Origin of the sequence: Pseudomonas sp. TH07, assembly GCF_016651285.1 — a bacterium.
GTDB lineage: Bacteria > Pseudomonadota > Gammaproteobacteria > Pseudomonadales > Pseudomonadaceae > Aquipseudomonas.
The window spans coordinates 2827685-2839879 of sequence record NZ_JAEKED010000001.1; the positions used below are offsets into that span (position 1 = coordinate 2827685).

At 62.5% G+C, this 12195-nt stretch carries 11 protein-coding genes; 7 read left to right on the forward strand and 4 right to left on the reverse strand.

Going from position 1 to position 12195, the window contains the following annotated elements; genetic code table 11:
* Positions 1–230 precede the first annotated feature (230 nt).
* A complete protein-coding gene (gene purL, locus JFU57_RS13185) occupies positions 231–4127 on the forward strand; it encodes a phosphoribosylformylglycinamidine synthase (protein ID WP_078469954.1) in 3897 nt (1298 codons plus the stop codon).
* Between the two features lie 5 nt (positions 4128–4132).
* The gene (locus JFU57_RS13190) at positions 4133–4444 is read left to right on the forward strand and encodes a Nif3-like dinuclear metal center hexameric protein (RefSeq protein WP_201129586.1); all 312 of its coding nucleotides are present in this window, start codon (positions 4133–4135) and stop codon (positions 4442–4444) included.
* 71 nt (positions 4445–4515) lie between these two features.
* Here the strand turns inward: JFU57_RS13190 and JFU57_RS13195 are convergent, their stop codons facing one another.
* Positions 4516–5019, reverse strand: a complete 504-nt coding sequence (locus JFU57_RS13195) for a L,D-transpeptidase family protein (RefSeq protein WP_078469956.1) — start codon at positions 5017–5019, stop codon at positions 4516–4518.
* A gap of 191 nt (positions 5020–5210) precedes the next feature.
* A complete protein-coding gene (locus tag JFU57_RS13200) occupies positions 5211–5762 on the reverse strand; it encodes an NUDIX hydrolase (protein ID WP_201129588.1) in 552 nt (183 codons plus the stop codon).
* 146 nt (positions 5763–5908) lie between these two features.
* On the opposite strand from JFU57_RS13200, the gene JFU57_RS13205 reads away from it, so the two are divergent.
* From JFU57_RS13205 to purT, 5 genes are all read left to right on the forward strand, one after another.
* Entirely contained in the window at positions 5909–6508 is a 600-nt protein-coding gene (locus JFU57_RS13205) for a CoA pyrophosphatase (protein ID WP_020298968.1), read from the forward strand.
* Positions 6509–6563: 55 nt separating this feature from the next.
* Positions 6564–7088, forward strand: a complete 525-nt coding sequence (locus tag JFU57_RS13210; RefSeq protein ID WP_020298969.1) for a gamma carbonic anhydrase family protein — start codon at positions 6564–6566, stop codon at positions 7086–7088.
* On the forward strand, positions 7085–7294 hold the full coding sequence (locus JFU57_RS13215) for a DUF1289 domain-containing protein (RefSeq protein ID WP_201129589.1): 210 nt from the start codon (positions 7085–7087) through the stop codon (positions 7292–7294). Before JFU57_RS13210 ends, JFU57_RS13215 begins: the two co-directional genes overlap by 4 nt.
* A 203-nt stretch (positions 7295–7497) precedes the next feature.
* Positions 7498–7965 carry a VUT family protein gene (locus tag JFU57_RS13220; RefSeq protein ID WP_078469960.1) on the forward strand — a complete coding sequence of 156 codons (468 nt, stop codon included), beginning with the start codon at positions 7498–7500 and terminating at the stop codon, positions 7963–7965.
* A 101-nt stretch (positions 7966–8066) separates the two neighbouring features.
* A complete protein-coding gene (purT, locus tag JFU57_RS13225; protein ID WP_078469961.1) occupies positions 8067–9248 on the forward strand; it encodes a formate-dependent phosphoribosylglycinamide formyltransferase in 1182 nt (393 codons plus the stop codon).
* Between the two features lie 76 nt (positions 9249–9324).
* Here the strand turns inward: purT and JFU57_RS13230 are convergent, their stop codons facing one another.
* Both JFU57_RS13230 and JFU57_RS13235 read right to left on the reverse strand, forming a co-directional pair.
* Positions 9325–10635 carry an MFS transporter gene (locus tag JFU57_RS13230; protein WP_020298973.1) on the reverse strand — a complete coding sequence of 437 codons (1311 nt, stop codon included), beginning with the start codon at positions 10633–10635 and terminating at the stop codon, positions 9325–9327.
* A 317-nt stretch (positions 10636–10952) separates the two neighbouring features.
* A complete protein-coding gene (locus JFU57_RS13235) occupies positions 10953–12194 on the reverse strand; it encodes a transporter associated domain-containing protein (protein ID WP_201129590.1) in 1242 nt (413 codons plus the stop codon).
* Between the last annotated feature and the right edge of the window lies 1 nt (position 12195).

The window sequence follows — 12195 nt, forward strand, 5'->3', positions numbered from 1 at the left end:
CTGCTAGAGATTCGCCGCCGGCGCTGGAGCCCTTGTGAATGGCGGCTCGCTGCTCAATGTGACGCTTAAAATAACCCTTCTGAATGGGCTCGATGCCTCTTTGTTATAGCCCGCGGTCCCTGGGCCGACGTCTGGCCGCAGTCTCGCGTGCCGTTTCGGGTGCCGTGGCGGGCGCTTTAGGCTAGAATGCACGGCCTCAAAGCACACCCCTTCCCGAGGCTGTCCCGAAGATGTTGATCCTGCGCGGCGCTCCTGCCCTTTCTGCCTTTCGCCACAGCAAACTCCTTGAGCAACTGAGCCGATCTGTCCCGGCTGTCAGTGGCTTGTATGCTGAATTCGCTCACTTCGCCGAAGTCACCGGCGACCTGACCGGCGACGAACAGCAGGTGCTTGCGCGCCTTCTGAAGTACGGTCCAAGCGTACCGGTCCAAGAACCGACCGGTCGCCTGTTCCTGGTGCTGCCGCGGTTTGGCACCATCTCGCCATGGTCGAGCAAGGCCAGTGATATCGCCCGCAACTGTGGCCTGGCAAAAATCCAGCGCCTGGAGCGCGGTATTGCGTTTTACGTGGCCGGTGAGTTCAGCGATGTCCAGGCGCAACAGATCGCCGACGTCCTGCACGACCGCATGACCCAGATCGTCCTGGGCAACCTGGAGCAGGCTGCCGGCCTGTTCAGCCATGCCACGCCCAAGCCGCTGACCGCCATCGATATCCTCGGCGGTGGTCGCGAAGCGCTGGAAAGCGCCAACCGCGAATTGGGCCTGGCCCTGGCCGAAGACGAAATCGATTACCTGATGAGTGCCTTCCAGGGCCTCAAGCGCAACCCGCACGACATCGAACTGATGATGTTCGCCCAGGCCAACTCCGAGCATTGCCGGCACAAGATCTTCAATGCCAGCTGGGACATCGACGGCCAGAGCCAGGACAAGAGCCTGTTCGGCATGATCAAGAACACCTACGTGATGCACAGCGAAGGTGTTCTGTCGGCTTATAAGGACAACGCCTCGGTGATCGTCGGCAACGTCGCCGGCCGTTTCTTCCCGGACCCCGAGACCCGCCAGTACGGCGCGGTCCAGGAGCCGGTGCATATCCTGATGAAGGTCGAGACGCATAACCACCCGACGGCGATCGCCCCGTTCCCGGGCGCGTCCACCGGCTCCGGTGGCGAGATCCGTGACGAGGGTGCCACCGGTCGCGGCGCCAAGCCCAAGGCTGGCCTGACCGGTTTCACCGTATCCAACCTGCAGATCCCGGGTTTCGAGCAGCCGTGGGAAGTGCCGTATGGCAAGCCCGAGCGCATCGTCACCGCGCTGGACATCATGATCGAAGGCCCGTTGGGCGGCGCCGCGTTCAACAACGAATTCGGCCGTCCAGCCCTGACCGGCTACTTCCGTACCTTCGAGCAATCCATCACCACCCCGCGTGGCGATGAGGTTCGTGGCTACCACAAGCCGATCATGCTGGCCGGCGGCATGGGTAACATCCGTGCCGAACACGTACAGAAAGGCGAGATCACCGTCGGCTCCAAGCTGATCGTGCTCGGTGGCCCGGCCATGCTGATCGGCCTGGGCGGCGGCGCTGCTTCCTCGATGGCCACCGGCACCAGCTCGGCTGACCTGGACTTTGCCTCGGTACAGCGCGAAAACCCGGAAATGGAACGCCGTTGCCAGGAAGTCATCGACCGTTGCTGGCAGTTGGGTGACAAAAACCCGATCAGCTTCATCCATGACGTCGGTGCGGGCGGTTTGTCCAACGCCTTCCCGGAACTGGTCAACGATGGCGACCGTGGCGGCCGTTTCGAGCTGCGCAATATTCCCAATGACGAGCCGGGCATGGCCCCGCACGAAATCTGGTCCAACGAATCCCAGGAGCGTTACGTCCTGGCCGTCGGCGCTGAAGATTTCGAGCGCTTCCAGGCGATCTGCGAGCGCGAGCGCTGCCCGTTCGCCGTAGTGGGCGAAGCCACCGCCGAGCCGCAGTTGACTGTCACCGACAGCCACTTCGGCAACAGCCCGGTGGACATGCCTCTGGAAGTGCTGCTGGGCAAAGCCCCACGCATGCACCGTTCGGCGGTCCGCGAGACCGAGCTGGGCGATGATTTCGACCCGAGCAGCCTGTCCATCGACGACTGCGTGGAGCGCGTCCTGCACCACCCGGCCGTGGCCAGCAAAAGCTTCCTGATCACCATTGGCGACCGCACCATCACCGGCCTGGTTGCCCGTGATCAGATGGTCGGCCCGTGGCAGGTCCCCGTGGCTGACGTGGCCGTCACCGCCACCAGCTTCGACGTCTACACCGGTGAAGCCATGGCCATGGGTGAGCGCACGCCGCTGGCCCTGCTCGACGCACCGGCGTCCGGGCGCATGGCGATTGGCGAAACCCTAACCAACATCGCGGCTTCGCGCATCGAGAAAATTTCCGACATCAAACTGTCGGCCAACTGGATGTCCGCTGCCGGCCACCCGGGTGAAGATGCGCGCCTGTATGACACCGTGAAAGCGGTCGGCATGGAGCTGTGCCCGGAGCTGGGGATCACCATTCCGGTGGGCAAGGACTCGATGTCCATGGCCACTCGCTGGAGCGACGAGGGCGTCGACAAGAGCGTGACCTCGCCGCTGTCGCTGATCGTTACCGGCTTCGCGCCAGTGGCGGATATCCGCAAGACCCTGACCCCCGTGCTGCGCATGGACAAGGGCATCACCGACCTGATCCTGATCGACCTCGGCCGTGGCCAGAACCGCATGGGCGCCTCGATCCTGGCCCAGGTTCACGGCAAGCTCGGCAAGCAGGCACCGGACGTCGATGACGCCGAAGACCTGAAGGCCTTCTTCGCAGTGATCCAGGGCCTCAACGCCGACGGTCACCTGCTGGCCTACCACGACCGTTCCGACGGTGGTTTGCTGACCAGCACCGTGGAAATGGCCTTTGCCGGTCACTGCGGCCTGAGCCTGAACCTCGACGGCGTGGCTGAAACCTCGGCCGACATCGCCGCAATCCTGTTCAACGAAGAGCTGGGCGCCGTGATCCAGGTACGCCAGGACGCCACCCCAGACGTACTGGCACAGTTCAGCGCCGCCGGCCTGGGCGACTGCGTGTCGGTCATCGGCCAGCCACTGAACAACGGCGAAGTCAGCATCACCTTCAATGGCGACACCGTGTTCTCCGGCCAGCGTCGTCTGCTGCAACGTCAGTGGGCTGAAACCAGCTACCAGATCCAGCGCCTGCGGGATAACGCCGACTGCGCCGAGCAAGAGTTCGACGTGCTGCTGGAAGAAGACAACCCGGGCCTGAGCGTCAAGCTGGCCTTCGACGTCAATCAGGACGTTGCCGCGCCTTACATCAAGAAGGGCGTCCGTCCTCAAGTGGCGGTCCTGCGTGAACAAGGCGTCAACGGCCAGGTGGAAATGGCTGCGGCCTTCGACCGTGCGGGCTTCAACGCGATCGACGTGCACATGAGCGACATCCTTGCCGGGCGTGTCGACCTGAACGACTTCAAGGGCATGGTCGCTTGCGGTGGCTTCTCCTACGGCGACGTACTGGGTGCCGGTGAAGGCTGGGCCAAGTCGGCGCTGTTCAACAGCCGTGCGCGGGACGCCTTCCAGGGCTTCTTCGAACGTACTGACAGCTTCACGCTGGGTGTGTGCAACGGTTGCCAGATGATGTCCAACCTGCACGAGCTGATTCCGGGCAGCGAGTTCTGGCCGCACTTTGTGCGTAACCGTTCCGAGCAGTTCGAAGCCCGTGTGGCCATGGTCGAAGTGCAGAAGTCGAACTCGATCTTCCTGCAGGGCATGGCCGGCTCGCGCATGCCGATCGCCATCGCCCACGGTGAAGGCCATGCCGAGTTCGCCAACGAAGACGCTCTGCTCGAAGCTGATCTGTCCGGTTGCGTGGCCCTGCGTTTCGTCGACAACCACGGCAAGGTCACCGAGAACTACCCGGCCAACCCGAACGGCTCGCCGCGCGGGATCACCGGTCTCACCAGCCGTGACGGTCGCGTCACCATCATGATGCCGCACCCGGAGCGGGTGTTCCGCGCAGTGCAGAACTCCTGGCGCCCGGAAGAGTGGAACGAAGATGCGGCGTGGATGCGCATGTTCCGTAACGCTCGGGTCTGGGTGAACTAAGGGACATGTACAAGCTCAGCTTCTTTGTTCCTCCCAGCCATGTGGATGTGGTCAAGAGCGCTGTATTCGCCGCCGGTGGCGGTAGAATCGGTGCCTACGACCACTGCGCCTGGCAGGTGCTGGGCCAGGGTCAGTTTCGCCCGCTGGACGGCAGCCAGCCGTTTCTCGGGCAAACCGGCCTGGTCGAGCAGGTCGAGGAGTGGAAGGTCGAGCTGGTGGTGGCCGATGAGCTGATCCGCTCGGTGGTGATGGCCCTGAAACAGAGCCATCCCTACGAAACGCCGGCTTATGAGGTTTGGCGCCTGGAAGACTTCTAGGCCCGCCATTGCGAAAAAGCCCGCTGAACCGGTAACGGTCAGCGGGCTTTTTCATGGGACGGGGCAAGCGCTCAGGGGCGGATTTCGATCATGGTGCCGTCCTTGACCAGGCCCCAGACTTCTCGCATATCGACGTTGCGCATGGCGATGCAGCCGTCGGTCCAGTCCAGGGTGTGGAAGAACTGCTCGGGGTAGTCTTCGCTGTCCGGCGTGCCGTGGATCATGATCATGCTGCCCGGTGGAACGCCTTCGCGGCGTGAGCGGGCGGAGTCGCTGATATTCGGGTAGGAGATGTGCATGGCCAGGTTGAAGCGATCGCTGGTCTTGCGCCAGTCGAGCCAGTAGAAGCCTTCCGGCGTGCGTTTATCGCCTTCCATCAGTTTTGGTCCCTTGGGCTGCTTGCCCAGGGAAATGCGATAGGTCTTGAGCGGCTTGCCGTCGTTGATCAGTTGCAGTTGGTGGGCCGACTTGAGGACCAGTACTTTTTCGATGATCTTGCCGTCCAGGGTTTCTACCGTAGAGGCGTGGGACGCAACAGTGAGTGACAAGCAGAGAAGGGCAAGCAACCAGCGCATTGAAACGATATCCCTAGGCGTACACCGGTGCTGCGTACGTTTTATTGTTTAAGAACCACTTTGCGATCTGCTGCGCTTGGCTCATGTGGCGCTAAAAGTGCCTTCGAAATGCTCATTTAGCTGCCTAAATTGAGCGATCTCAGCCATTTTTTGTCCAGCCTGAGCGTCGCTCGCCAGATCGGGAGCAGGTTCTATGTGATGGCCGGCTGAGCGAGCGGAGGAATCGACTCGGAGCGCACGGGGAAGTCCTCGGTGTGCCGATCAGCGAAAAAGCATTCTAAGGTACGCCCGACCGTGCGGAAAGCCAGCTCGGACCAAGGGATCTCCGACTCTTCGAATAAGCGCACCTCCAGGCTCTCTTCACCGGCGGCAAAGTCCAGGTCCGCCAGCTCGGCGCGAAAAAACACATGCACCTGGCTGATATGGGGGACGTCGATCAAGGTGTAGATGCTCAGGTTGCGGACCCGGGCGCTGGCTTCTTCGGCGGTTTCGCGGATGGCGGCCTGTTCGATGGTCTCGCCGTTTTCCATAAAGCCTGCGGGCAGGGTCCAGTAGCCACGGCGTGGCTCGATGGCGCGGCGACACAGCAGCACCTGGGTGCCCCAGGTCGGCACGCAGCCGGCGACGATATTCGGGTTCTGGTAGTGGATGGTCTGGCAGTGGTCGCAGACAAACCGCAGGCGTGAGTCGCCCTCGGGAATACGCTGGGTTACCGGTTTACCGCACTGGCTGCAAAATTTCATGCTGGGCTTCCGAAAAGGCTGGGCCTATCTTGGCGTGCGGCCAGTTTGTCGGCAAGTTGTCGTTAAGCGACATGCCAGGGGCCGGGGGTTGGGCCGATGCCGGGATTGGTGCATGATGCACGGTAGCCAACAGATCGAGATGACTCATGCTGGACGAGCTACTTCATCGGGTAACCAACCATACGCCACGAACGCTGGAGACTGATCGCCGTTTTCCGGAGGCGGCGGTGCTGGTGCCTATTACCCGCAGTGAAGAGCCGGAACTGGTGCTGACCCTGCGTGCCAGCGGGCTGTCGACCCATGGCGGTGAAGTGGCGTTTCCCGGTGGAAGGCGTGACCCGGAAGACCCCGACCTGATCTTCACCGCACTGCGCGAGGCGCAAGAGGAGATCGGCCTGCCCCCGGGCCTGGTGGAAGTCATTGGTCCCTTGAGCCCGCTGATTTCGTTGCACGGGATCAAGGTCACTCCCTATGTCGGGGTGATTCCCGATTATGTCGAGTACCTGGCCAACGACGCCGAGATTGCCGCGGTGTTCAGTGTGCCGCTGGAGTTCTTCCGCCAGGACCCGCGCGAGCATACCCACCGCATCGACTATCAGGGCCGCAGTTGGTATGTGCCCAGTTATCGCTTTGGCGAATACAAGATCTGGGGTTTGACGGCGATCATGATCGTCGAACTGATCAATCTGCTGTATGACGCCAAAATCAGCCTGCATCACCCCCCCAAGAGCTCTATCAATATTTGAAGCCATCGCTCGTATGGCATGAACCCGCGGCCGCCTGAGCCCTGAGGATAAGAAGATGAAATACCGCCTGGGCGATGCCCGAGTTGAAACCCACCCGCAAAGCTGGGTCGCCCCGAACGCCACGCTGGTGGGCAAGGTCAAGCTGGAGGAGGGCGCCAATGTCTGGTTCAACGCGGTGTTGCGTGGCGACAACGAACTGATCCTGATCGGCAAGAACAGCAATGTGCAGGATGGCACGGTGATGCACACCGATATGGGCTACCCGCTGACCATCGGCACCGGCGTCACCATCGGTCATAACGCCATGCTGCATGGCTGCACCGTTGGCGATTACAGCCTGATCGGTATTAATGCGGTGATCCTCAACGGGGCGAAAATCGGCAAAAACTGCATCATTGGCGCCAATTCGCTGATTGGCGAAGGCAAGGAAATTCCCGATGGCTCGCTGGTGATGGGTTCGCCCGGCAAAGTGGTGCGCGAACTGACCGAACCGCAAAAGAAAATGCTCGAAGCCAGTGCCGCGCACTATGTGCATAACGCCCAGCGCTACGCCCGTGACCTGGTCGAGCAAGAACAATGACCAGCGCCGAGCGCCCGGTTGCCTCGCCCTGCGTCAGCATCTGCGCCCTGGATGATGACGACATCTGCACCGGCTGCCAGCGAACCGTGGATGAAATCACCCGCTGGAGCCGCATGGACAACGACGAGCGGCGCAAAGTGCTCGGCCTGTGCCACGAGCGAGCCAAAGCCAGCGGCCTGGTGTGGATGGTGGGCACCTCCAACTGACCTGTAGCCGCTGCCGCATGCTGCGCTGGCCATCAGACACCGTCCATTCCATCCGGATTCACGATCTCTTTTAGGGCCAGCGTCCGAACGCGGCCCGACCCTGCGGCAGCGGCACCGGTGGGATGATTGGAGGGCGGCAGATTTTGCGTGCGCCTGGCCGCTCAAGTACCCTGTGCGCCTTATCTACAGGTACCTTTCGCGCCATGCTCTTCCTGATCGCTTACATCAGCAGCGTCGTGCTGATCAACTACGCCTTTTCCAGTGCCCCGCATCTGGACATCATCTGGTCGGCCTGGGGTGGGTTGGTGTTTGTGCTGCGCGATATGGTGCAGACCCGCTTCGGCCACGGTGCACTGCTCGCCATGCTGGCGGCGCTGGTGCTGTCTTACGTGACCTCCGATCCGACGATCGCCCTGGCCAGCGCCACGGCATTCGCGGTCTCCGAGTGCATCGACTGGCTGGTGTTCAGCATTACCAAGCGCCCGCTGCACGACCGGCTATGGATCAGTTCGGCGCTGAGCATCCCGCTGGACACCTTTATCTTCTTCGGCCTGATCGACGCGCTGACGCCTGGAGTCGTGCTCACCGCCCTGGGTTCCAAATTCGCCGGCGTGACGGTGGTCTGGCTGGCCATGGCCTGGCGCTTGCGCAAGGCGACGTGCGCCAGCTGAGGCCAAACCTCGCGGTTCATGTAAAATGCCGCGCTTTCTCCCCATGGGTCGCCCGTCTGGTGCGCGGCCCTCGATGATCCGCTCCTTTTGAGGACCTGCAGATGACCCGTATCGGAACTCCATTGTCGCCAACCGCGACCCGCGTTTTGCTTTGTGGCTGTGGCGAGTTGGGCAAGGAAGTGGTGATCGAGCTGCAGCGCCTGGGCGTTGAAGTGATTGCCGTGGATCGCTATGCCAATGCGCCGGCGATGCAAGTGGCTCACCGCAGCCACGTCATCAACATGCTCGACGGCGCGGCCCTGCGGGCAGTGATCGAGGCGGAGAAACCGCACTTTATCGTGCCGGAGATCGAAGCCATCGCCACGGCGACCCTGGTCGAACTGGAAGCCGAAGGCTTCACCGTGATCCCGACTGCGCGTGCCACGCAACTGACCATGAACCGTGAAGGCATCCGCCGCCTGGCCGCTGAAGAGCTGGACCTGCCGACCTCGCCCTACCACTTCGCCGACACCTTCGAGGACTATTCCAAGGCGGTTCAAGACCTGGGCTTCCCCTGCGTAGTCAAGCCGGTCATGAGCTCCTCGGGCAAGGGTCAGAGCCTGCTGCGCAGCGCCGACGACGTGCAGAAGGCCTGGGATTACGCCCAGGAAGGCGGACGTGCTGGCAAGGGCCGGGTGATCATCGAAGGCTTTATCGATTTCGATTACGAAATCACCCTGCTGACCGTGCGTCACATCGGCGGCACCACCTTCTGCGCGCCGGTCGGGCACCGTCAGGAGAAAGGTGACTATCAGGAGTCCTGGCAGCCCCAGGCCATGAGCCCCAAAGCCCTGGCGGAATCCGAGCGCGTGGCTAAAGCCGTGACCGAGGCGCTGGGTGGCCGTGGCCTGTTTGGCGTCGAGCTGTTTATCAAGGGCGATCAGGTGTGGTTCAGCGAAGTGTCGCCGCGCCCGCATGACACCGGCCTGGTGACCCTGATTTCCCAGGACTTGTCGCAATTTGCCCTGCATGCGCGGGCGATCCTGGGCTTGCCGATTCCACTGATTCGCCAGTTCGGGCCATCGGCTTCGGCAGTGATTCTGGTGGAAGGCCAGTCGACCCAGACCGCATTCGCCAACCTGGGCGCCGCCCTGAGCGAGCCAGACACCGCCCTGCGCCTGTTCGGCAAGCCGGAAGTCAATGGTCAGCGCCGCATGGGCGTGGCCCTGGCGCGTGACGAGTCGATCGAGGCCGCACGGGCCAAGGCGACCCGCGCTTCGCAAGCGGTGGTGGTCGAGCTCTAAAGGCCGCGCCGGCAAGCTGGCCCCTACAGGTGTGCGTTTAACCGTGTAGGGGCCGGATTGCCGGCGATCCGTTCTATCAAGCGACCCGATTCAGGTCGTTATCCCGCGTTTCTTTCAGGCACAGCACAGCGATCAAGCTGAGCAGCGCTGCCGCCGACACATACCCGCCGACATAACTCAGGCCGCCCATCGCCACCAGCTTCGTGGCAAAGAAGGGCGCCGCCGATGCGCCGACAATTCCGCCCAGGTTATACGCCGCCGAAGCGCCGGTATAACGCACGCGGGTCGGGAACAGTTCCGGCAGCATAGCGCCCATCGGGGCGAAGGTCACACCCATCAGGAACAGTTCCAGGGCCAGGAACAGCGCCACTGCCCAGGTCGAGCCGTGGGTCAGCAGCGGCTCCATGGTGAAGCCCGACAGGATGGCCAGCACCGCGCCGACGATCAGCACCGGCTTGCGCCCGTAACGGTCGCTGGCCAGGGCGGCAATCGGTGTCGCCAGGCCCATGAACAGCACGGCGAAGCACAAGAGTCCGAGGAAGGTTTCACGGCTGTAGCCCAGGGTCGACACGCCGTAGCTCAGGGAAAACGCCGTGGTGATGTAGAACAGCGCGTAACACACCACCATTGACGCCGCGCCCAGCAGGACCGGCAGCCAATGCTGGCTGAACAGTTCTACCAGCGGCACTTTGACGGGCGCTTCGTGGGCCACCGCGTTGGCAAACACCGGGGTTTCATGCAGCTTCAAGCGGGCATACAGGCCAACCATCACCAGCGCGGCGCTGAGAATGAACGGGATGCGCCAGCCCCAACTGCGGAACTGCTCGTCGCTGAGGTTCATGGCCAGGATCAGGAACAAGCCGTTGGCTGCCAGGAAGCCGATGGAGGGTCCCAGTTGCGGAAACATGCCGAACCAGGCGCGCTTGCCCTTTGGCGCGTTTTCGGTGGCCAGCAACGCCGCGCCGCCCCATTCGCCGCCGAGGCCCAGGCCCTGGCCGAAGCGCAGTACGCACAACAGGATCGGCGCCCAGGCCCCGATGCTGTCATAGCCGGGCAGCAAGCCGATCAGCGTGGTACAGACCCCCATCAGCAGCAGGGAGGCCACCAGGGTCGATTTGCGGCCGATGCGATCGCCAAAATGGCCGAACAGCGCCGAACCCATGGGGCGGGCGATAAAGGCAATGCCGAAGGTCAGGAACGAGGCAAGCATCTGCGCCGTGCCGGAGGTTTGCGGGAAAAACACCGGGCCGATCACCAGCGCGGCGGCCGTGGCGTAGATGTAGAAGTCGTAGAACTCGATGGCAGTGCCAACGATGCTCGCCGTGGCAACGCGAGCGGTCGAGTTGGTCGGGGCGGCGGTCGCGGCCTCGTTATAGGTGGTGCTCATTGAAATATCCCTGACGGTCATTGCGCGTTTGGACGCGGATTATTATTAGTCGTACACCCCCTGGGTCAGGGGCGTGCGCGGGGTGGCTCGGGATGGGAGCAAACACCGTTCAGACACAATAAAGCGGTGCCTGGACGCGCTGAGTGCGGGTAGCACGCGGTCGGGCGGGGCTTGGGTAAGCCAGGGGATTATAGGAAGGGGGCTATCGATTCAACAAGGGGGAAAAACAGCGTTTTTTTTCAGAAAACAGCCGCTATCTTGCGGGTTTAATCGCTATGAGGCGGCTGTTTTGCGCTGATTTCGCCTTCGCTTGAGATTTATCTCGTGACGGGTGTCGAGCTGGTGTGCCAGATCAACACGCGGCTGATGCGGTTGTCTTCGGTCTCGAGGATTTCCAGGCGATAGCGGCCGATCTTCAGGCAGACGGCGCTGTCGGGGATGGTTTCCAAGGCTTCGGTGACCAGGCCGTTGAGGGTTTTCGGGCCATCGCTGGGCAGGTGCCAGCCCAGGCTCTTGTTCAACTCGCGAATCGACGCGGCCCCTTCGATCACGTAGCGACCATCGGCTTGCGGGTGGATGTGCGGGTTGTCGAGGCTGTGTTCGCTTTCGAACTCGCCGACGATTTCTTCGAGAATGTCTTCCAGGGTGACGATGCCCAGGACTTCGCCGTATTCGTCGACCACCATGCCCAGGCGGCGCTGCTGTTTGTGAAAGTTCAGCAGTTGCAGTTGCAGCGGTGTGCTTTCCGGCACGAAGTAGGGTTCGTGGCAGGCGCTGAGCAGAGCGTCCTTGGTCAGGCTGGCATCCGGCAGCAGATGGCGGATCTGCCGGGTGTTGAGCACCGCCTCGACCTGGTTGATATCACTGTGGAACACCGGCAGCCGAGTGCGCTTGGAGACGCGCAGCTGCTCGATGATGTCTTCGATGGGGTCGTCGAGGTTGATCCCGTCGACTTCACTGCGCGGCACCAGGATGTCGTTGACCGTGATGTTGTCCAGGGCATGGATGCCCGACAGCAGGTGCGGGCGGCAGTTGGCAGGTTCGTGGCTCGACGGATGTTCCGACTCGGGCGCCAGGTCATCCTCGCTGTGCTTGACCACGCCGACCTTCGGGGTAAAGGGGCGCAGCAGCAACAGGCTGATGGCATTCAGCAACCAGGCGCCCGGATAGATGATCTTCAGTGGTACGCCCAGCAGGGTATTGCCCAGGGCCAGAACCCCTTCCGGGTAGCGCACGGCGAGGGCTCGCGGCAGGTAGTCGGCGAGCACCAGGAGCAGGCAGGTGGCGATCAGGCAGGCCATCCACGGGCCGTTCTGTTCCCAGTAGAACAGCGCGAGCAGGGTGCTGAGGATCACCGTCAGCACCCGGCACAGGGTGTTGCACAGGATCAGGCTTTCGCGAGGGAAGCTCAGGCGGGCCAGGGGCCTGTCGCCGGAGCGAGAGGCGTTGCGCAGGGTCAGCAGGTGCTGCTGGGCGATTTCGATGGCGGTGAACAGTGCCGACCATAAAACCAGCAAGGCCAATACAGCGAGCATCGGCCCTATGGGCAAGTTGTCCATG

Excerpts from the sequence above, each read along its gene's own strand:
- purL (WP_078469954.1), top strand. The coding sequence starts at position 231 with ATGTTGATCCTGCGCGGCGCTCCTGCCCTTTCTGCCTTTCGCCACAGC.
- JFU57_RS13190 (WP_201129586.1), top strand. The coding sequence starts at position 4,133 with ATGTACAAGCTCAGCTTCTTTGTTCCTCCCAGCCATGTGGATGTGGTC.
- JFU57_RS13195 (WP_078469956.1), bottom strand. The coding sequence starts at position 5,019 with ATGCGCTGGTTGCTTGCCCTTCTCTGCTTGTCACTCACTGTTGCGTCC.
- JFU57_RS13200 (WP_201129588.1), bottom strand. The coding sequence starts at position 5,762 with ATGAAATTTTGCAGCCAGTGCGGTAAACCGGTAACCCAGCGTATTCCC.
- JFU57_RS13205 (WP_020298968.1), top strand. The coding sequence starts at position 5,909 with ATGCTGGACGAGCTACTTCATCGGGTAACCAACCATACGCCACGAACG.
- JFU57_RS13210 (WP_020298969.1), top strand. The coding sequence starts at position 6,564 with ATGAAATACCGCCTGGGCGATGCCCGAGTTGAAACCCACCCGCAAAGC.
- JFU57_RS13215 (WP_201129589.1), top strand. The coding sequence starts at position 7,085 with ATGACCAGCGCCGAGCGCCCGGTTGCCTCGCCCTGCGTCAGCATCTGC.
- JFU57_RS13220 (WP_078469960.1), top strand. The coding sequence starts at position 7,498 with ATGCTCTTCCTGATCGCTTACATCAGCAGCGTCGTGCTGATCAACTAC.
- purT (WP_078469961.1), top strand. The coding sequence starts at position 8,067 with ATGACCCGTATCGGAACTCCATTGTCGCCAACCGCGACCCGCGTTTTG.
- JFU57_RS13230 (WP_020298973.1), bottom strand. The coding sequence starts at position 10,635 with ATGAGCACCACCTATAACGAGGCCGCGACCGCCGCCCCGACCAACTCG.
- JFU57_RS13235 (WP_201129590.1), bottom strand. The coding sequence starts at position 12,194 with ATGGACAACTTGCCCATAGGGCCGATGCTCGCTGTATTGGCCTTGCTG.